The following is a 19,634-nucleotide window of genomic DNA, read 5'->3' as shown; positions in this document are numbered from 1 at the left end:
TCGCCGGTTTCGTGGCGGGCCCGGTCGACTCCTCTGGCCGGGCCCGCCGCCCCGGAAGGACATAGCTCATGGCAGCGAAGTACCAAGCCGGTCCGGTCCGTAAGGTCCTCAACCGCGCCGTGATGGCGTTGGCCGCGCGCGGCGCGGGACCGGACGGCATGTACATCCTGGAGACCATCGGAAGGCGCAGCGGCCTCGCGCGCCGAAATCCGGTCCGCATCATCGAATTCGACGGACAGCGGTGGCTCGTCTCCCCTTACGGGGAGGTGGGCTGGGTGCACAACGTGCGCGCACGCGACGTCGTTCTGTTGCGCCGCGGCCACGACGAACAGCGGGTGTGGGCGGAGGCCGTGCACGGCGACCGCGCGGGGCAGGTGCTGCACCAGTACGTCAAGAGGGCGCCGGTGACGATCCCGTACTTCGACGCCTCGCCGCGCTCGGCGCCCGCCGTGTTCGCCGCCGAGGCGCACAAACACCCCGTCTTCCTACTGCACGGCTGGAGCGAGACCCCATGACCACCACACGCCCCGTCACCACGGCGAGTTCGGCGGCGCTCGAACCGGTGCGCGATCCGAGCCGGTGGTGGGTGCTCGCCACCGTCTGCGTCTCCACCTTCATGCTCACCCTGGACATCACCGTGGTGAACGTGTCGCTGCCCGCCATCCAGGCCGACCTGTCGGCCAGCTTCGGCGCGCTGCAATGGGTGGTGGACGCCTACGCGCTCGGCATGGCCGCGTGCCTGCTGACCAGCGGCTCGCTGGCGGACCGGGTCGGCAGGCGCAGCCTGTTCGCCGCCGGCCTCGTGGTGTTCACCGCGGCGTCGGTGGCATGCGGTGTCGCGGGAAGTCCGCTCCTGCTCAATCTTTCGCGCGGCGTCCAGGGCGTCGGCGCGGCCATCCTCTACGCGGTCGGCCCCGCGATGCTCGCCGCGGCCTTCACCGGCAAGGAGCGCGGTACCGCGTTCGGCCTGTTCGGCATGACGACCGGAGTCTCGGTCGCCGCCGGACCGCTGGTCGGCGGCGCGCTCACCGAGATCGATTGGCGCTGGGTGTTCTACCTGAACGTGCCGACCGGGCTGGTGGCGTTGCTCGTGGTGCTGGCGAAGGTGCCCGAGAGCGCACGCCGGGGCGGCAGGCCGGTGGATCGGGCCGGACTCGTGCTGTTCTCGTCCGCGCTGTTCCTGTTGGTTTACGGGATCATTCGCGGTCCGGTGACCGGGTGGACGGCGGGTTCGACCATCCTGTGCTTCACCGGCTGCGTCGTACTGGTCGCCGCGTTCGTACTGGTGCAGCGCCGCGGCAGGCATCCCATGCTCGATCTCGGGCTGTTCGCCAACCGCACCTTCGACGCGCTGTCGGCGGCGACGTTCGTCCTGAATTTCGCTGTCATCCCGGTGATCCTGTTCGGCGTGCTGTGGATGCAGGGCGTGCTCGGCCACTCCGCCATCGAGACCGGGCTGCGCTTCCTGCCGCTCACCGCGATGCTGCTGGTGGCGGGCGTGCTCGGCGGCGTGCTGAGCGTGCGGGTCGCGACCAACCGGTTGATCGGCGCGGCGCTGATCCTCACCGGTATCGGGTTCCTGCTGCTCAACGCCATCGGCCCGGAGGACGATTGGACCGCCGCCCTGGTGCCGTTCCTGGTCGCGGGCATCGGCATGGGGTTGTTCAATCCGCCGCGGGCCAACGCCTCGGTCGCCATCGTCGCACCGGAGGACTCCGGCATGGGCTCCGGCGTGAACGAGACCTTCCAGCAAGTGGGTTCGGCACTGGGCGTCGCGGTGCTCGGCGCGGTCGCGCACGCGCGGATCGCCGACAGTCTGTCCGGGCAGCCGGTGCCCGCCGCCGCGGTGGACGCGGTCGCGGCCGGATCCATCGACCGGCTGACGACCGAGACCTCGGCCGCGCACGCGGCCGAGTTGACCGACGCCGCGCACCGAGCGTTCGTGTCCGGTCTGCACGCCGTGGCGACCATCGGCGGGCTGGCCAGCGTGATCGTCGGCGCCGCCGCGCTCTTCCTGATCCGCCGCCGGGATTTCGTCCAGGATCCGGCGGCGCCCGAACACGACGACGCACCCGCCCCGTCCTGACGGGCGGGCCGAGATCGAAGGGTAATCATGAACTGTCGCAAGCAGATCGGACGAGCCACAGCGGTGGTGGCGACGGGTGTCGCCGCACTCGCCTGCGGCACCGCGGGCGCCGACGTGGTGGTGCCGCTACCCGGCGCCCACCAAGTGCAGACGCTCATGGACGGGACAGTGGTCACCGTGCGCCTGACCGGCGAATCGGTGACCATCAACCCCTCCCTCGGCGGAACGCCGCTGCACCGCAACGTCTGGGTGTCCGGCAGCGCGCACGTCGAGGTGACCGGCGCGGGCGACCGGCCGGGCGGCAAGCTCATCCCCGGCTACACCGTCGGCTGCCAGGTGGACATCTCCGGCGGCGGGGTGGAGGGGGGCGTGGAAGGCGGGCTCAGCTGGCGAGACGGGCAGAACGTCCGCCCGAACGCCGGCGCGGAGTCCGGCGGCGCGCTCTCGCTCGGGCCCGGCCAGACCCGCTCGTTCTACCTGCTGGACGTCGAGGTTCCCGACGACTTCGGCAACGAAGATCACAAGCCCGTCAACCGTTTTCGCGGCAACACCGCCTCGGTCACCTGGGCCGACTCCACCATCGCGCTGACCGGCTGCGCGGGCTACGCCCAAGCCCGAGCCTTCATCCGCGTCGAAATCGAAACCGCGAACGTCGCCTCCCATCTCACCGTCTGGGGCGCGCCGTTCAGCCTCGGCTAGGGCTGCCGGATCGTCCCCTCGCGCCGGTACTGCGGCCCGGCGATCAGCAGCTCCGCCGTCCCGTGCGGGGAGTTCCCGGTCTCCCGGTACGTCGCCTCGTCATTCACCGTCGCGGATCGGCGCACAGCGGTTTCGCGGCATCGTCGGCTTGTCGACCGGAGATTCGGCCGGGCTCGTCCCACCGGCGCTCACCGGGCGAGGTCGCACAGGACCATGTCGATCACGTCCTGCACTCCCCCGTGCGGAGCCAGCGAGGAGATGAGGCTGGGGAGCTGATTCATCGCGATGGTGACCGCGTGCCGTTCGGTGGCCGCACCCACCACGCTGCTGCCCGCGATCGAGCCGCCGTGGCCCCACGTCTCGATGCCGCACCGATTCACCCTGCGGAACAGCCCGAGCCCGATCTCCTGGTCGAGCAACGGCACCCCGCTGGGAATCGTCGTGCGCATCTGCTCGAGTTGCGCGGGCGCGACCACCCGGCCCGTGATCAGTGCCATGAAGAAGCGGTTCAAGTCCCGTCCGCTGGCGACGATCGCGCCGTCGGCGAGGCCCCAGTTCGGATCGATGTCGGTGATATCGACGCGTTCCGCTCCGACGACGAGGTAGTTGCGAGGATGCGGTCCCCGCACCACCTGCTCCAGCGGATACAGCGGCCAGTAGGTCTCCTGCAGTCCGAGCGGCAGGATGATCCGCCGCGTCACCTCGACGCCGACCGGCAGGCCGGTCAGCTGTTCGATCATCGAGCCGATGATCAGATAGTTCGTGTTGGAGTAACCCCATCGGGCGCCCGGCTCGAACTCGGCAGGCCGGTCCAGCGCGGTCTCGATCAACTCGGACGCCGGACGGTAGCGCTGCATGCCCGCCACGCTGTCGAGGTCCACCTCGGTCAGGTAATCGGGGATGCCGCTGGTGTGCTGGAGCAGATTGCGCACGGTGATGCGGCGCCCGTCGCCACCCGGCCCGGTCACCACACCCGGCAGGTAGGCCTCGATCGGCGAGTCCAGCTCGACGCGCCGCTCGCCGACCAGCTGCAAGGCGACGGCGGCCACGAACGACTTCGTGTTGCTCGCGATGCGCACCCGCGCGTCGTCGGGGAACGGGGCGCCGGTGCCGACATCGCCCACCCCGCTGTTGAGCCGCATCTCGCCCGAGTCGCCGCTCACCACCAGCTGCGCGCCCGGCACCCCGGAGGCGAGCACGACCCGATCGAGCTCCGATTGCCAGTTCGCGCCGACCGCGGGTTCCGCGCCGACGGAACTCGGCACGGGCCACACCATCGACACGACCAGAAGGAACGCCGCCGCGAACCAGCGCATGATCTCCCCTCTCCCCCAACCCACCGCGATCGCAGGCTCGAGTCCGGCGATCATGGGGATCGGATACAGAGCGAACAGTCTCGAACGTCTGTTTGCACATTCGATTCGAACAACCGTATGGACGGTCTACCGCTTCGGACTCGTCCGACATCCCATCCCCCAGCCTCCCTCATGTCGAGCGCTCGAGATAGCCCCCTCCGGTCGGCGATTTACGACCCGCCGAACGCTATGCCGCGGCGTTCGCGAGCCGCCGATAGAGCCGCGCCAGCTTCGTGGCGTCCTTGCGATCGAATCCGATCCCCTCAGCGATCTCGCGGGACAGCAGCTCGAACCAGTCCGCGATCGCCGCGTGCTGTGCGGGGCGGAGGCCGCGCAGGGTCGTCTCGCCGTCGCGCCGCGCACTCCCCAGAAAGCTGCTGAGATGGATCCACAGCTCGAAGTCGTACGGTTGGATCAGCATCAGCTTCAGCACCGCCGGGAGGTAGTACTCGACCGCCTGCGCGGTCATGTATGTGAAGTCTTCCATGTGCAGGCCGGGCAGAAAGCTCGAGCGGTCGATGTCCGCGCGCGACCGGCCGTGAAAATGCTCGATGACATACGGCGCGTCGATGCTCGGCGGTGTGAGTTCGTCCTCGGTGAGTGGCAGCGAGCCCGCGAACACCTGATCGATTCGGTCCATGACCTCATCGCGACTCCTCATAGCCGCCACAACCTACCGCACCATCGCTCGCAAGCGCTGCCGCGCAATCTCTCCGTTGTAACGACTCACCGTTGGAAATCGATGGCCAAGCGACAGTGCAGCAATGTGGCAGAAGGGATTTCGCATGAGAACGACGACAGCTGTAGTTGCCGCCGCCGTGATTTCCGGTTTCGCCACGGTGCTCGGATCCGGTGCGGCTCATGCCGCGCCGCAGGATTGTGTTGTCACGCGGGACCTGGTCGGCGCGACGGCGAAGTGCCACGACGACGGACCCGCTGGGCGGGAATACGCCCTGGTCGTCGAGTGCTTCGGCCTGCACGGCGTGCCCAACGCCTTTCCGCTCATGGCCATCGGCCCCTACCAGGGTTCGTGGAGTGGTTCCTTCGGCCCGTCCGGCCAGGGTACGGCCTCGTGCTTGGGCCCGATGAGTATCGGGACCGCGACGAACGCCTATGTAACGATCTACCGGGACTGATCCATCGCGCGGCGTCGAGCGCGAAATCGGCGCGTCCCGCGTCGGCCGACACCATCGCTCCAGCCGATCCCGTCCGAAAACTTTCGCGGACAGCGATGAATCCTCCGACGGTGCTCCGTCCTATTGGTTGAACGCGCTACCAACCCGGCGCGACCGACCAGAAGGACCAGAAATGACCACCGCCACCGCCACGTTCGCCAACCACCTCACCTACCGTCCCGGCAAGATCCGCAACCGCGTCCTGTGGACCCTGCAGATCCTGCTCGGCCTGTTCTTCATCATCGCCTCCGGCGGACCCAAGCTCGTGATACCGAACACCCTGGCGGACAACGCCCCCGAGAATCTGACCATCCCCCTCGGTCTGCTCATCTTCATCGGCCTCGCCGAGGTCGCCGGCGGCATCGGCCTGATGGTGCCCCGCCTCAGCGCCCTCGCCGCCGCGGGCCTGTCCGTTCTCACCGTGCTCGCCGCCGCAACCCAGGCCTTCATCGCCGACAAGCCCTCGATGGCGATCTTCCCCCTGGTCCTCGCCGCGATCTTCGCCTGGATCGCCCACGAGCGCCGCACCACCCTCACCGACCTGCGCAACTCGCTGTCGCGATGAAAACTCCCTGAGCACGACCGGCGATCGGTGGCCCACCCACCGATCGCCGCTCGCGCGTCCCCGGAACGATCGCCCGTCGGGTTGGCGGCGATCGATCCAGCGGCCGTCTGCCGAACTACCCTTCCAGCGAAGCGACCGTGATTGTCGGAGGAGGGTGCGGTGGATCTCGATCTCGCGGCGGTGCGCGCCTTCGTCGCGGTGGCCGACGAGGGACAGTTCAGTTACGCCGCGGACGTTCTCGGCATCAGCCAGCAGGCGGTGTCGAAACGCATCGCGAAGCTCGAAACACAGCTCGGTGCAACGTTGTTCGAGCGCGGACACGGAAGCACCGTGCGGACCGCGGCGGGCGCGCGACTGCTGCCGCACGCGCGCACGCTCCTCGCGGCCTCGCACGCCGCGGTGCGCGCGGTGCGGGAGGAGGTGCGGCCGTTGCGGGTGGCGGTGCTCGGCAAGCGCATGGCCGCCACCGAGCTGATGGATTTCTATCTCGCGCAGCACCCGCACATCGACACCGAGATCGTCGTCTCCAACGCGATAACAACCTCGCGAGATGCCCTGCGCGGCGGACACGTCGACGCGGCATTCGCCCGCGCCCACGGCGGTCCCGTCCCGCTCGGGTCCGACATCACTTCTGCCCCAGCATATTTGGAACCACTGCACCTGCTGGTCGGCAAGGATCACCCGTTCGCGGGCCGCACCTCGGTGACATTATGTGAGGCCGCCGAGTATCCGGCTTGGGTGCCGGGGGCAGCGGTGCCGTCGGAATGGGCCGATTTCTACCGAGATCTCTCCGCCTACAGCGGAATTCGCATCGACACCGGCGGGCGGTTGGAGGGCCTTACCGAGATCGTCGAACGCATCGCGGAATCACCGTCGTTGATGACCTTCACCGGCGACGGCGGCCGCACACCCTGGCATCCCCACATCCGCCGCGTCACCATCCTCGACCCGACGCCCGCCTATCCCCTGGCGCTCCTGTGGTCCGCCCGCAACCCGCACCCCGGACTTCCCCACCTCGTCGAGCACGTCGCGAGAAACTACAACCGCGACACCGCGGCGGAGAGCTGGATCCCGGACGCGGACCGCGCACTGTTCATGTTCTGAACACAAAGGCGAGCGCGAGGTGGAGCCGCACCGAGGCGAGGCCCCACCGCATCACGGGTCGATCATCATGCTCGTCCCCTCCGCGCGCCGATGTCCAATGGTCGATCGTCTTCGCGCGCAGGCCCGTTACTAGCCCGATAGACGAGACCGAAACGTTCCGGGGAGCAACGCACCCCCGGAACCCGTGGCGTCCGCTCTGCTGAACCGGGGCTGCCGGGCCGAAAACGCCTGAGGGCCACGCTTTCGATGGATATGCTTGTTCGGCGTCGCCCATGGGGTATGGGGCAGCGAAACTTGTTCTGGGCCAGAGGCCATCGAGTGTGCACATTCGGAGAGGGGTGTCCGATGGACCCCGTAACGCTCATTGCCACAGCGCTGGCCGCAGGAGCCGCTGCCAGCCTCCAAGAGTCGGCGACGGATGCGGTCCGAAGCCTGTACGCCGGGCTGAAGGCGCAGGTCGCCCGGTTGTTCGCGCGTCGACCGGGTGGTGAACTCATTCTGGCTCGACACGAAGAGCAACCCGACGTTTGGCGCGGGCCGTTGGAAGCGGAGCTCACAGCCGCCGACGCCGCCAAGGATGTCGAACTCGTCCGCAAGGCTCGAGAATTGATGACGCTGCTCCTCCCTGAGGAGGCCGAGGCCGGAAGATTCCAGATCGCCGTCGCGGGCGATGTGCAAGGACTGGTCCAGGGAAATAGCAATCAGGTGTCCATGACGTTCGGTCAGCAGCCTCCGTCTGGAAGCTGAGTTCCATGGCGACTTCGGCTGGGCGGCCCAATCAGGTCGTGGCGGAGACAGTGCAGGGAGTCGTCCAGGGAAACAACAACACAGTCACCCTCGTTTTCGACAACGGTCGATCGACCGTCCCGTACCTGGCACCGCCCATGGCGGAGAATTCGCTTGTCGGGCGTGATGGCGATTTCACGACCCTCCGTGAACGTTTGCTGTCGGGTGCGAATCTGCCGATTTCCGCGGTGAACGGATTGCCGGGTGTCGGGAAGACCGCCGTTGCCATCGCGCTGGCGCACGATCCGGTGGTGCTCGGCAGATTTTCCGATGGCGTCCTCTGGCACGGGTTGGGGCGCGAACCGGACCTGCGCGCGGCGCTGGCAGCCTGGTCGTCAGCACTGGGATTGGCACAACAAGCCGGCGAGCAGGTGGCGCTGACCAGCCGCGCCGCCCAAATCCGCGATGCGATCGGACTCCGGCGCATGCTCATCGTGATCGATGACGCGTGGCATATCGAGGACGCGCTCACGCTGCGCATCGGCGGGCCGAACTGCGCGCATCTGCTGACGACTCGGATTCCAGAGGTTGCGCTCCGATTCGGTGACGGCGAACTGTGCACACTGAGGGAGCTGAGCGATACCGATTCGAGAGAGATGCTGCGTCGGCTGGCCCCCATCGCAGTCGCCACCGAACCCGACGCAGTAGGCGATCTGATCCGGCTTTCCGGGGGATTGCCGCTCGCGCTGTCTCTGATCGGTAGGCAGTTGCGGGTGGCCGAGCACACCGGACAGCCACGGCGAATCCGAACCGCGGTTCGCCGACTGAGCCAGGATCACGGCGATCTGCTGCGGCTGACTGCGCCGATCGGCATCCTGAGCCGGCATCCCGGCCTCGGCGAAGGCACACCACTGTCGCTGCAGTCGATCATCCAGCTCAGCGTCGACGCTCTCACCGAGCCGGCTCGGCGCTTACTGGGCGATCTCGGTGTCTTCCCGCCGAAGCCGGTCAGCATCGGTGAGGATGCGGTGATCGCCGTCGGCGGTACGACGGAGGCGGAGCTGGATGAGCTCACCGACTCGGGCCTACTGGAGCCTATCGGTCCTGGGAGATACACACTGCACCAAACGATCAGCGATTACGCACGGGCGGCTCTGACACCACATCCCGAGGTGAACATCCGGATGATCAACTACTTCGTCGAGTACGTCGAATCCCATCGGGACGATTTCGAGGATTTGGAACGCGAGCTGCCCGTGATCCTCGAGGCGTTCCGCACGGCCAGTGAGCAGCGGGAGAACGATCTGGTCAAGCGCGGCGTCCTGGCGCTGTTCGACTTCTTGGACGCACGCGGGCTGTACACGCTCGCTGGTGAGCAGCTCGAGCGAGTACTTCCCACATTCGACCAGCTGGGGCCCGACGACGCGCGACTCGTGTACTTCCTCGGTCGCGTGCACGACAAACGCGGCGATCTCGCCGAGTCGAACCGGTATCTCACGCAGGCGATGCGGCTGGCGCGGCCCCATAGTCAACTGTCGATCGACATCCGAATCGGTCTGGGCTGGGTGACCGCCATGCAGGGTCGGATCCCGGAAGCAATCGATCACTTCGAGCAGGCGAAGAGCACTGCGGAGCAGATCGGTTCAGTACGGTCCGAGGCACTGGCGCTGCATGGACTCGGCTGGTCGCTGGGTGTGAGTGGTCGGCTCGAGACATCATTGGCGACCCTGGACCGAGGCGTTGAAGTCGCGCGCTCGGTGGGCGAGCCCGCGGTCGCGGCGGACTTGTTGCAGGTGCGCGGCTGGATGCAGGTCACGGCCGAAGATGTGGGGGCGGCCGAGGAAAGCTTCCGCGAATGCCTGGCACTCGCTCGGGCCGAAGGTCGTGCCGACCGGATGATCGACGGTTTACAGGGACTGGCGGTAGTGGCGCGCCGGCGGTGCCAATACGGTGAGTCGATCGAGTTCTGCCGTGAGGCGATCGTGCTCGCCGAGCGCACAGGCCACCGGGAGCGAATGTCGCTTGCGGCGAATCTCGGCCACGCGCTGCGCGACGCCGGACAGACTGATGAGGCCGAGCAGCAGTTCCGGTATGGACTCGAACTCGCGCGCCGTTTCGGTCACGAGGAGAAGATGAGCCGATGCCTCGGCGCTTTGGCCGACATCGAGATCGATGCGAAAAGGCCGGAGGCTGTCGAGCACCTGGAACAAGCGGAGAACATCGCACGGAAGGGCGCGATGTCGGAGCCACTGCTCGACGCCTTGGAATACCGCGCGCGGATGTACCGGCTGGCCGGACGGTTCCCGGAGGCATTGGCTTCTCTGCGGGAGGGACGGGAGCGGGCAGCACGGGAACCGGGCGGGATTCACACGGCGCTGATAGAACTCGAGTTCGGCGAGGTCTTTCTGTCGACGGGCGATGTCACGGACGCTCGAACCGCATTCGAGCAGGCCAGACGCATCGCGGAGCAGCGTGAACGCCGAGACCTGCTGGGGCTCGCATTGTTCGGGCTCGCACGGGCCGGAACAGGCGAACAGGGACGCCGCTTCGGGGAGGAGGCGCAGATGATTCTGGGCGAAATCGGACACCGCAGGGCTGCGAGCGTGGCGGAATGGCTGACGGCGCGATGAAGGAAGCCCTTCGGATAACTGTCGTCACCAGCCATCTGCCCCATGTGGCTACCAGCGGCGGACGACGCCGCGAACTGGAGCTGATGGAGCGTATAGCTGACCAGCATCACGTCGAAATGATCTGTGTGACAAAGACGTTCGACGAGGATCGCCAGTTGGTGAGGCGCCTGCGCTCTCGGTGTCACGGAATAAGATTGGTGCCGACTGATATTCAAGCCCCCGAAGTGCCACCGATCGGCGGCGATGCACGACCATGGCACGTTGCGCGTCACGCGTCGGCATCCGCATCGGCGGAGATAGCACGTGGTCTGCGTCGGCACAGGCCCGACGTCGTCCACGTCGAAGGCTACTACCTCATGCAGCATCTGCCCGGCGGTTGGCCCGGGCCGATCCTGCTCGGAACTCAGAATGTCGAGCATGCGCTCTTACTACAGCGAGCAGAGTTGACGATTGATCGCATGCGCCGAAAGATGTTGCTGGAGCAGGTGCTTCGGACCAGGACTTTCGAGCGGGAGGCGTGGCGGCGCGCCGAATCCGTTGTCGCTGTCAGTCCGGAGGATCGATTACGGATGCTGACCGACGAGGCGAACCTCGATGTCCACGTGGTGGGCAATGGCGCCGATCACGAGCCGACGCTACCGCGAGGGGTGGGCACTGAAGGCGCGCCGGTGAGCACGACCGGACCGCCTCTGATCGCCTATGTCGCCAATTTCGACTACTGGCCCAGCCGTGACGGAGCGGAATGGTTTCTCGACGAGATCTTGCCGCGGTTGCGTTCGGGAACAACGGATATCGACGTCGCGTTCGTCGGGAATACGAGCTCGCGGACATTGGCTGATCGCGCTGCTGCCGCCGGTGTGCGAGTAGTCGGGCTCGTGCCGAATCTCGACGCGCTCTACCGCTCGGCTCATGTCGTGGTATGCCCGATCCGGGTAGGTGGCGGCGTGAAAGTCAAAGTGCTCGAGGCACTTCGAGCAGGCGCGGCGATTGTCACCACCAGTGTAGGCGCCGAGGGTCTCGCCTCGGCACAGCGAGAAGTCCTGAATATCGCCGACGATGCGGCGGAGTTCGCCGACGCGGTCAAAGCCCTGGTGTCGGTGCCGCGGCAGCAGCGTGGTAGCGGTGGGCCGCTCCCGACTTGGGGCGCGGCCGCACAGGAGTTGGAGCGTTGTTATCAGATGATGATCGACCGTGCGGGCGCGTCCCGTTCGAGCACGAGCAGGTCGTAATGCTGGCCCGACGTGCGCTGCCGGACAGCTACCGCCGATGGAATCTCCAGTGGGGCGCGCCCTTCGGTTTCGGCAGCGAACGGCTGCGATTCGACCGCGTCGTGTCGCGCGATGACGCTCTGTCCGCAGGCTGTTTCGCAGCACAGCGCAACAGTACGACCCGATCCGTGGAGTATCCGTGGGCATTTCACGCCCGGCCGGTGCAACCAGGGCTGAACGTAGTGGAGGTCGGCGGCGCGTTATCCGGTTTCCAATTCGTCCTCGCGCAGTGCGGCGCTTCCGTTCTCAATGTCGACCCGTTTCTGCCATTCGGTGCGCCGGAAGCTCCGATAACGGATCCCATTGCGGCACATCGGCAAATGAACCAGTGGTTCGGCACCCAAGTAAGGCTGCACCTTGGAACACTGCGGGACGCCCGCATCGCGGCGGACTCGGTCGACCTGGTCTACTGCCTGTCGACCATAGAACACCTGGCGCTCGATGAAATCGTTGCGGTTCTCACCGAAGTAGGTCGTATTCTGCGGCCCGGTGGGGCATTCGTGGTGTCTGTGGATCTGTTTCTGAACCTCGAGCCGTTCACTCTCAGGCGCCGCAATGAGTGGGGAACGAACGTGTCGGTGCGGTGGCTTGTCGAGCAATCCGGTCTGACACTCTGCCATGGCGTACCCGCCGAGTTGGTCGGGTTCGAAGATTTCGACGCACAGGCGGTGTTGTCGAACCTGGAGCGATATGCCATCAACAACAGCTACCCGCAGTTGGCGCAGATGTTCGTGCTGAACAGGATCTGATCCCTCATCGGCCGGTCGCTGGAGAGTGAGGTGGTCGACGACGACCAGGACCAACTCGGCCTGGGCGGCCCGCTTCTCGGAGAACCCGATCACCTCGTCGCCGATCGAGAATCGGTCGACTCCGACGCCGACCCCGGCGGGATCGCTACCTTGCCGGCACCGGTGTGCCCGTCACCAGGGCACCGTTCCGGCGTCGTCGAAGAATCCGCCGGTCGGTCCGCCATCGGGCAGGGTCGCGAGGTGAATCGCGATGGCCGCGCCCTGTTGCGGTGTGCGGACGCCGCGAAAGCCGTTGAGGTCGGTGGCGGTGAAACCGGGACAGCCGGAGTTGATCAAGATGTTGGTATCGCCCAGTTCCTTGGCGTATTGGATGGTGAGGGCGTTGAGGAAGGTCTTCGAGGCCAAGTAGGCGGCGGGAACCTGGCCCATGTCGATGCCGGGTGTGGTTTGCAGGGCGAGCGAGCCGACGCTGCTGGACATGTTGACGATCCGCGGTGCGGACGAAGCGCGCAGCATCGGCAGCATCGCGTTGGTGACCCGGATGACCCCGATCACGTTGGTTTCCACGACAGCTCGCACGGTCGCGGGACCGACCGTGGTCGGTGTCTGCGGCATACCGCCGGTGATCGCGGCGTTGTTGACCAGAACATCGAGCCCTCCGGCATGGCCGGCGATCAATTCGGCCGCTGCGGCCACACTCGCGTCGTCGGTCACGTCGAGCGGCACACCGAACGCATCGGTGCCGGCCGCGCGCAGCTTCTCCACCGCGGTGTCGCGGCGTTGCCGATCGCGCGCGCCCACACCGATTCGCCAGCCGAGAGCGCCCAGGCCGGCGGCGATTTCGTATCCGATTCCCTTGTTCGCGCCGGTCACCAGCGCGATCGTCTGTTCACTCACACCGCCGATCCTGCTGCGGCTGCGGGTGCGGCGTCCAAGACCGATCGGGTGGGCGGCGATACCGCACGGGTATCGGTCGTGGTCAGCGCCGAATACCATGACGTGGTGGAGACGCGGGAGATGCGATACTTCGTCGCCGTCGCCGAGGAGTTGCACTTCGGGCGGGCGGCACAACGGCTCTCGATGGCGCAACCACCACTGTCGCGAGCCATCCAGCAGCTCGAACGGCGGCTCGGAGTCGTCCTGCTACACCGCACCGCTCGCGCCATCACTTTGACCGAGGCCGGGGCGGTGCTGCTGCGGGAGGCCCGGACCGCGCTCGACGCGGTCGAAGCCGCCGAGCGGCGAACCCGCCGTGCCGCGGCCGACCAGCCCGGTGTGGTGCTGGCAACCAAGGCCGGAGCGTCCAGCGAACTGTTGTCGAAGCTGCTGCACGCCTACGCCGCCGAACCGGGCGCCGTGGCAGTCGAGGTGATGCTCTGCGGGCCAGGCCAGCCGGAAAGTCTGCTACGCAACGGACGTGCCGACGTTGCTCTGCTCCACCGGCCTTACGACACGACAGCCGGATTCGACACCGAGGATCTGCACACCGAACAGCAGGTCGTGGTCCTGCCAGCGGGACATCCCCTCGCCGACCGGGGCCATGTGCGGTTGTCCGAGGTCGACACCTTGACGGACCTGCCCCTGCCGCGCTGGCCTGCACGGGATGGCAGCTATCCGGACGGCCCCGGCCCGCAGGTGCGCGACCACACCCAACTATTCCAACTGATCGCACTCGGACTGGCCTGCGCGGTCGTGCCCGAGTCACTGCGAACCCAGCTACGCGACGATCACGCCGTCGTGCCCGTGCCGGACGCACCGGCCGTCACGACCGTCATCGCTTGGCCGCCACACAGCAGATCCAAAGCCGTTGCCGACCTCGTCCACACCGCGACACACCTCTAACCGACACCACTGTTCGCCGACCGTATCTCGCCCTCGCCGTCCCCTTTCTTGCGCAAGATGAGATCGAGGAGGCAGAGCCCCTGGTACCGCCGCGCCGCCGATGCGGGCAACGCCAAGGCGATGTACGCACTCGGGCTGGTGGCATCTCGCGGTCTGGTTGCGGCTGTCGTGGTCAATTCTCTACGACAGCCGTCAAGGCCGCGATATTGAAGGTCTCGTTCGAGCCCTTGATCCAGGCATCGATGTCGAACTCGGTCGGATCGGCCACCTTTAGACCCTGACTCAGCGCTACCGATACATGGTCGGCGACCATTTCGTAGGCACGGAAAGGCACGGGCCAGGCGACCAAGCGATGCCAGTTGACCGACTCCCCGTCAACCGGCCCGGCCCAACCTTGTTCCTGCAGAAGTGCTTCGACTCGCTTCGGCATCCGCCGTTCTTCGGCGAGTTGGTCATTGTGAACGATCTCGCACCACAACACGGGCGTACTCACATAGAAGCGGGCATACCGGCCATCAGAGGCGTTGAGCACCAAGTACGCCTCGGCGGGCATACACGACAAGGCCAACGCCAACCCCGCGGAGAACTCCCGCCACGCGGTATCGAGGCTCATCGCGTTCATGTCGGCACCCCGAATGCTCACCAGTCACCGGCCTCGTATCTTGCTTCAGCATCTGCTGTCGCTTGCCATTCCTGACTGATGAGGTTCAAGTTGACGGTGTTGTACACAACTTTCAGCTCGATCCATACGCGCGGATGTTCCCAACTCATCATCGCGTCTTCGCCCGGCGCCAATCGGGTGGGACTACCCATGACTGGAAACAGTCCGTCACCAAGGGCCGCGAAGCCATCGACCAGAGATCGCTGCCTTTGTGCCCATGAAGCAGAAGAGGCGATCTCGTCGCTGACGAGCACTGACATCTCGTCGAACATTCGTTTCCGTCGAGTGACCGACGCATGGGGCCGTTGCAGCCGCAGATTCGTATGCAGGGTCGTGCGGTACTCGGTGGATTCGCCGAGGCTCCACCCCGCGACATCGCAAAATCCGGGAAGATCCTTGTCGAGGTACCAAGTCCAGCCGAACTCGGCGGCCATGCGCGCGGTTCGAACCGCGCCTTCGATGTCGACGTGCAATGAAAGCTTCCTTCAGAGCTGGACTGGTCGAGCCCCGTACCGACCCGACCGGTACGAACAACCGGCTCGGGACAACACGGATGCCATGCGCGGGAAGGTATCTGATCTCCCCGACACAGCACATTCTCATGCCGCTGAGCGCTCGGCCACGCTACCGGGCCCCGCGTCGGGCTGAGACGCCCCCTCATGCCGGGTGAGCGCGCCCCGTCGTCAGTTGCTTGGCACCGAGAAGTAAAGGCGCCGTTCACAAGTCGGAGTCGACCTGGTCTGTTCCCGTCGATTACCTCGTCCAGCGCCGCACGGCTTCACTGGTGAATCCCAGCGCGGTTTGCTGACGAATCTCCGCCGACCTGGCGTGTCGGGCAGGTCGATACTGGTGAATCTCCGCATAGTCTCTGCCTGGTCGGGGTGAGCATGGTGGGCACGATCCGACTCGACGAGCGTGTCCATGGCGGCGGGTTTCGAAGGTCGAGTTGTTCGCGGCGGTCCTACGACCGAGCAGGGGGGCACAGCCTCGTCCAGGAGTTCTATCGGTGTGTGACCCGGCGGGCGGACGCGGTGTTCGAGCTGGTGGATGCGGTGTTGTGCGGACGGCGAGAATCCCGCACCGAAAATGGCGCCGACAACCGCGCGCACTGCCGGGAGGCAGGCACCCTCCTCACGACGGGCACGCGTCACCTCACCGATGCGAGCCCGGACACAGACCAGTCATTCGACGGACGCGACCGGCACCGCGGTCGTCGTAGCGTTCGGCTATGGCAAAACGATCCGAACCCCGCTCAGCGACCGTCCTGGTGACCGGTGCCTCCACCGGTATCGGGCGGGCCACCGCGCTGCTGTTGGCCAAGGAGGGCTTCACCGTCTACGCCGGCGTGCGGAAGGTGCCCGACGGGCAGGCGCTCGGCGATACCGTCACCCCGATCCAGTTCGATATCACCGATCCGGACCGGATCGCCGAGGTCGCCGAACGCTTGGGCCGCCTCGACGCGCTGGTCAACAACGCCGGAATCGGTGTGACTGGACCGGTCGAGTTCGTTCCGCTGGCCGAGTGGCGCAGGCAGTACGAGGTCAATGTGTTCGGCCAGGTCACCGTCACCCAGGCTATGCTGCCGATGCTGCGCGCCGCACACGGCCGACTGGTCACCATCGGCTCTGTGGGCAGTTGGATCACCCTACCCTTCGGCGGTCCGCTCTGCTCCTCCAAGCACGCCATCCGCTCGATCAACGACGCACTGCGCATGGAGCTGAAACCCTTTGGCGTGCGAGCGGTTCTCATCGAACCCGGCTCGATCCACACCGAGGCTGTGGACAAGCTCGAGGATGAGGTCGAACCCCGCTTGGCCTCCCTCGGGCCCGAGGGCAGACGGCTGTACGGCAACGACTACCGGACAATGGTCAGCAGCGGGCTCGACGAGGAACGTTCGGGGTCGAGCCCGGACGTGGTCGCTCGCGCCGTGCTGCACGCGCTGACCGCACGCAGGCCGCGTTCCCGCTATCCGGTCGGCAAGAAGTCGCGGTTGATGGGCACGCTCGGCCGCATCGTCCCGCAGTACACCCTCGATGCCCTGCGCCGCCGCGGGCTGGGCCTGTCCTGAACGGAGCACCCATGACCCAGCTCGCCGGAGCCGACGCACTGACCGCCCTCGACCCTGTCTTCGCCCAGCTCGCCGTCGGTGCGGGGCAGAACCTGTGGGGTCTGCCGCATTTGACGATGCGCGAGAAAGCCTTCGTCTGTTTGACTTCCGACCTGTGCCACCCGCACCTGGACCTGCCCCTGGCCATGCACGTGCGGATGGCCCTCGCCAATGGCGTCGAACCCGAGGGCATCCGGGAGCTCTACCGTCACCTGGCCCCCTACGTGGGCTACCCCATCCTGGTTCCCGCCTTGCAGCGCTTGCGCGAACTCGGCCTGCCCGAAGCGCAGGACGTCGAGCCGGTGGAGCCGGTGCCGCTGACCGGTGCGCTGGCCCGCGCGGTCCGCGTACTGGAGGATGTGGATCCCGGTCTGGCCGCCTTCACCGAGGACCAATTGGCTCAGCGTTGGGCTCGCCCGCATCTCAGCGTCCGGGAACGGGCGATCGCGTGCCTGACCGTGGATGTCTTCTATCAGACGCTGGGTGAATCGATGCGCCTGCACGCCGAGCTGGCCAGGGCAGCCGGGGCCACCGAGGAGACCTTCCGCGACCTGCTACGCGGCCTGGCCGAGTTTGGGCTCGCCCGGGCCTGGGCCGCCGCACGGGAACTCCTTTCCTGAACGAGGCCCATCAGCGTTTTCCGACAGTCGGTCCGATATCGCCGCCGCCGTTGCCTTCGCTCGGGAACATGAACGCATCGACCCCGGCAGGGTGCTGCTGTGGGGCAACTCGCTGGGCGGCGCACACGTAATCACCGTGGCCGCAAGCGATCCCCGGATCGCCGCCGTGGTGGCGCAGATCCCGTTCAACGGATTCCCGAAGAAGGTCGAGGGACGCTCGACCGGTGACACGCTGAAGCTGCTGGGTGCGATCCTCTGGGACGCACTACGAGGCAGGCTGGGCGTGCGACCGTACTACATCCCCATGGTGGGCCACCCCGGAGAACTCGCCGTGACCGCGAGTCCCGAGGCCGAACAGCACATCCAGGCTCTCACCGGCGGCCAGAACACCTTGTGGCGCAAAACCGTAGCCCCCAGGGGCCTGCTTCGGATGATGCGCTACCACCCCGCCGAATCCGCCGCCCGCCTGTCCTGCCCCCTGCTGGTCTGCGTCGCCGCCGAGGACCGGGAAACACCCCTGGAGAACAGCCGCGAACTGGCAGACCGCGCCCCCCACGGCGAACTCGTCGTCCATCCCGGCACCCACTTCACCTTCTACACCAACCCCGAGTTCCGGGACCGAGTGGTCGCCGACCAGATCGACTTCTACCGCCGCACATCCGCATCGGTGTGATGCGCGACGGCTCACCGTGAGACGGTGCCGATCCGGCTTCGGCACCTCGGACTCGACGTGACCTACCCCATATCCCGTCACATCGGGGGATGCCGTCCCGTCTGTCGAGTAACTGTCCCGATGATCAGAAAGTTCTCCTCATGCGATCCAGAGTGTTGTTCAAACGACTCGCAGTGGCCGCGGCCGTGCTGCTCGGCTCACTCACTGCCATCTCCTTTCCCGTGGCATATGCCGGGGATCCTCCGAGCTCGCCCTATCAATCGCAGTATTTGTCTCGCGTCGAGTCCTGGTACGCCGAGACCGACCTCGCTCGATTCCACTACACCCGCACCGGGGCGGGCTCGCCCGTCGTGCTCATCGCGGGGGGCGGGCTGTGGGGGTACTCCTGGCGGGACGTCGTCCCGGCGCTGGCGACCGAACACACTGTCTATGCCGTCGATCTGCCCAGCCAGGGATTCACCGAACTGCACCGCGACGACTTCGCCTATGACCTGCCCGCGATGTCGGAGGCCATCGCGACCTTCCTCGACGCCGTCGGACTACAACGGCCGGCTATCGTCGGTCACTCGTGGGGCGGGGCTTGGAGCCTGTACTTCGCCGAACAGCATCCCGACCGCGTCGAGCGACTCGTCCTGCTCGACGCTCCCGGACTCGACGCCGAAAAGGCCCCTGTCACACCGCTGTTCACCACACCCCTGCTGGGTGAACTGGCCACCGACCTCACCACCCGGTCCTTCTACGCCGACAGCATCCGCGGCACCTTCCACAACGATCACCTGGTCACCGAAGAGGTGATCGATGAGCTCTACGCACCGTTCTCCCGACCAGCGAATCGTGCCGGCTTCCTGTCGCTGTGGCGGAACCTGGACTATCGGCTCACCGACGCCGGCCTCGCTGGGGTCACTACGCCCACGCTCGTGGTGTGGGGTGCGGAGGACACCTGGCTCCCTGCCTCCCAAGCTGGTGAACTGGCCGCGCGAATCCCGAACGCCACGGCCACCACTCTCCCGGGCTGCGGGCACACCGTCCACGAAGACTGCCCAGCGCAAACCAACCCACTCATCACCGCATTCCTGCGCTGATCTGCGGGAATCCCAGTGAATCTGTGGAATAGGGAGTGGCTCATGACGATCGACATCTGGGCGCGCTGGATGGCGGAGTCCCCGGTCCAGACCCCGGCGGACTGGGAGCAGGAGTGAATCCGCTCGATCCGCTGCTGCGTGCGCACGTTGTGGACAGTTTCGAACGGCAGGCGTTCATGTCGCATCCCGACCTGACCGCTGAACCAGACCGCTGCGATCGATGCTGCGGTCAGGGAGTGACCGAAGATCGCACGCGGCCTGGGCCGACGACGGTCGCGAAGTGGCCGAATGC

At 66.6% G+C, this 19,634-nt stretch carries 19 protein-coding genes and 1 pseudogene; 15 read left to right on the top strand and 5 right to left on the bottom strand.

Annotated elements, in window-relative coordinates; all coding sequences use genetic code 11:
* Window positions 1–68 precede the first annotated feature (68 nt).
* From FB390_RS18515 to FB390_RS18505, 3 genes are read left to right on the top strand one after another with little or no spacing between them, the layout of a single operon-like run.
* Complete coding sequence (locus FB390_RS18515; protein ID WP_141810060.1) at window positions 69–515, top strand: nitroreductase family deazaflavin-dependent oxidoreductase; 447 nt, start codon at window positions 69–71, stop codon at window positions 513–515.
* Window positions 512–2,086 (top strand): MFS transporter, encoded by a 1,575-nt coding sequence (locus tag FB390_RS18510; protein WP_141810059.1) that lies wholly within the window; start codon window positions 512–514, stop codon window positions 2,084–2,086. Before FB390_RS18515 ends, FB390_RS18510 begins: the two co-directional genes overlap by 4 nt.
* Before the next feature lie 27 nt (window positions 2,087–2,113).
* Window positions 2,114–2,785, top strand: coding sequence for an MspA family porin (locus FB390_RS18505; protein ID WP_141810058.1), 672 nt, complete (start codon window positions 2,114–2,116; stop codon window positions 2,783–2,785).
* A 188-nt stretch (window positions 2,786–2,973) separates the two neighbouring features.
* Here FB390_RS18505 and FB390_RS18500 read toward each other — a convergent pair whose 3' ends face one another.
* Entirely contained in the window at window positions 2,974–4,155 is a 1,182-nt protein-coding gene (locus FB390_RS18500; protein ID WP_141810057.1) for a serine hydrolase domain-containing protein, read from the bottom strand.
* Between the two features lie 172 nt (window positions 4,156–4,327).
* Entirely contained in the window at window positions 4,328–4,762 is a 435-nt protein-coding gene (locus FB390_RS18495; RefSeq protein ID WP_141810056.1) for a hypothetical protein, read from the bottom strand.
* Between the two features lie 163 nt (window positions 4,763–4,925).
* On the opposite strand from FB390_RS18495, the gene FB390_RS18490 reads away from it, so the two are divergent.
* From FB390_RS18490 to FB390_RS18460, 7 genes are all read left to right on the top strand, one after another.
* Window positions 4,926–5,276: a hypothetical protein gene (locus FB390_RS18490; RefSeq protein WP_185757078.1), complete on the top strand. Its 351-nt coding sequence runs from the start codon at window positions 4,926–4,928 to the stop codon at window positions 5,274–5,276.
* 172 nt (window positions 5,277–5,448) lie between these two features.
* Window positions 5,449–5,880, top strand: a complete 432-nt coding sequence (locus tag FB390_RS18485; protein ID WP_141810055.1) for a DoxX family protein — start codon at window positions 5,449–5,451, stop codon at window positions 5,878–5,880.
* Window positions 5,881–6,039: 159 nt separating this feature from the next.
* Window positions 6,040–6,984, top strand: coding sequence for a LysR family transcriptional regulator (locus tag FB390_RS18480; RefSeq protein WP_246124094.1), 945 nt, complete (start codon window positions 6,040–6,042; stop codon window positions 6,982–6,984).
* 345 nt (window positions 6,985–7,329) lie between these two features.
* Window positions 7,330–7,731 carry a hypothetical protein gene (locus FB390_RS18475; RefSeq protein ID WP_141810053.1) on the top strand — a complete coding sequence of 134 codons (402 nt, stop codon included), beginning with the start codon at window positions 7,330–7,332 and terminating at the stop codon, window positions 7,729–7,731.
* A 38-nt stretch (window positions 7,732–7,769) separates the two neighbouring features.
* A complete protein-coding gene (locus tag FB390_RS18470) occupies window positions 7,770–10,340 on the top strand; it encodes a tetratricopeptide repeat protein (protein ID WP_185757077.1) in 2,571 nt (856 codons plus the stop codon).
* Entirely contained in the window at window positions 10,322–11,569 is a 1,248-nt protein-coding gene (locus tag FB390_RS18465) for a glycosyltransferase family 4 protein (RefSeq protein ID WP_141810051.1), read from the top strand. Before FB390_RS18470 ends, FB390_RS18465 begins: the two co-directional genes overlap by 19 nt.
* Complete coding sequence (locus FB390_RS18460; RefSeq protein WP_141810050.1) at window positions 11,569–12,357, top strand: class I SAM-dependent methyltransferase; 789 nt, start codon at window positions 11,569–11,571, stop codon at window positions 12,355–12,357. Before FB390_RS18465 ends, FB390_RS18460 begins: the two co-directional genes overlap by 1 nt.
* 171 nt (window positions 12,358–12,528) lie before the next feature.
* On the opposite strand, the gene FB390_RS18455 is transcribed toward FB390_RS18460, so the two are convergent.
* The gene (locus FB390_RS18455; protein WP_141810049.1) at window positions 12,529–13,254 is read right to left on the bottom strand and encodes an SDR family oxidoreductase; all 726 of its coding nucleotides are present in this window, start codon (window positions 13,252–13,254) and stop codon (window positions 12,529–12,531) included.
* 105 nt (window positions 13,255–13,359) lie between these two features.
* Between FB390_RS18455 and FB390_RS18450 the strand changes: the two genes are divergently transcribed.
* Entirely contained in the window at window positions 13,360–14,199 is an 840-nt protein-coding gene (locus FB390_RS18450) for a LysR family transcriptional regulator (protein ID WP_141810048.1), read from the top strand.
* Between the two features lie 172 nt (window positions 14,200–14,371).
* Here FB390_RS18450 and FB390_RS18445 read toward each other — a convergent pair whose 3' ends face one another.
* Window positions 14,372–14,821, bottom strand: coding sequence for a TY-Chap domain-containing protein (locus FB390_RS18445; protein ID WP_141810047.1), 450 nt, complete (start codon window positions 14,819–14,821; stop codon window positions 14,372–14,374).
* Between the two features lie 17 nt (window positions 14,822–14,838).
* Window positions 14,839–15,333, bottom strand: coding sequence for a DUF6301 family protein (locus FB390_RS18440; RefSeq protein ID WP_141810046.1), 495 nt, complete (start codon window positions 15,331–15,333; stop codon window positions 14,839–14,841).
* Window positions 15,334–16,088: 755 nt separating this feature from the next.
* Here FB390_RS18440 and FB390_RS18435 point away from each other — a divergent pair.
* From FB390_RS18435 to FB390_RS18420, 4 genes and pseudogenes are all read left to right on the top strand, one after another.
* Complete coding sequence (locus FB390_RS18435; RefSeq protein WP_141810045.1) at window positions 16,089–16,928, top strand: SDR family oxidoreductase; 840 nt, start codon at window positions 16,089–16,091, stop codon at window positions 16,926–16,928.
* 11 nt (window positions 16,929–16,939) lie between these two features.
* Window positions 16,940–17,560 (top strand): annotated as a pseudogene (locus FB390_RS18430) (carboxymuconolactone decarboxylase family protein); the annotation flags it as partial.
* Window positions 17,451–18,260 carry an alpha/beta hydrolase gene (locus tag FB390_RS18425; RefSeq protein ID WP_281292339.1) on the top strand — a complete coding sequence of 270 codons (810 nt, stop codon included), beginning with the start codon at window positions 17,451–17,453 and terminating at the stop codon, window positions 18,258–18,260. The pseudogene FB390_RS18430 and the gene FB390_RS18425, both read left to right, overlap by 110 nt.
* A gap of 269 nt (window positions 18,261–18,529) precedes the next feature.
* On the top strand, window positions 18,530–19,342 hold the full coding sequence (locus FB390_RS18420) for an alpha/beta fold hydrolase (protein WP_221639293.1): 813 nt from the start codon (window positions 18,530–18,532) through the stop codon (window positions 19,340–19,342).
* The last annotated feature ends 292 nt before the right edge of the window (window positions 19,343–19,634 follow it).

Origin of the sequence: Nocardia bhagyanarayanae (genome assembly GCF_006716565.1) — a bacterium.
In the GTDB taxonomy this organism is placed as follows: domain Bacteria; phylum Actinomycetota; class Actinomycetes; order Mycobacteriales; family Mycobacteriaceae; genus Nocardia; species Nocardia bhagyanarayanae.
This window is presented reverse-complemented; position numbering and strand designations above follow the sequence as displayed.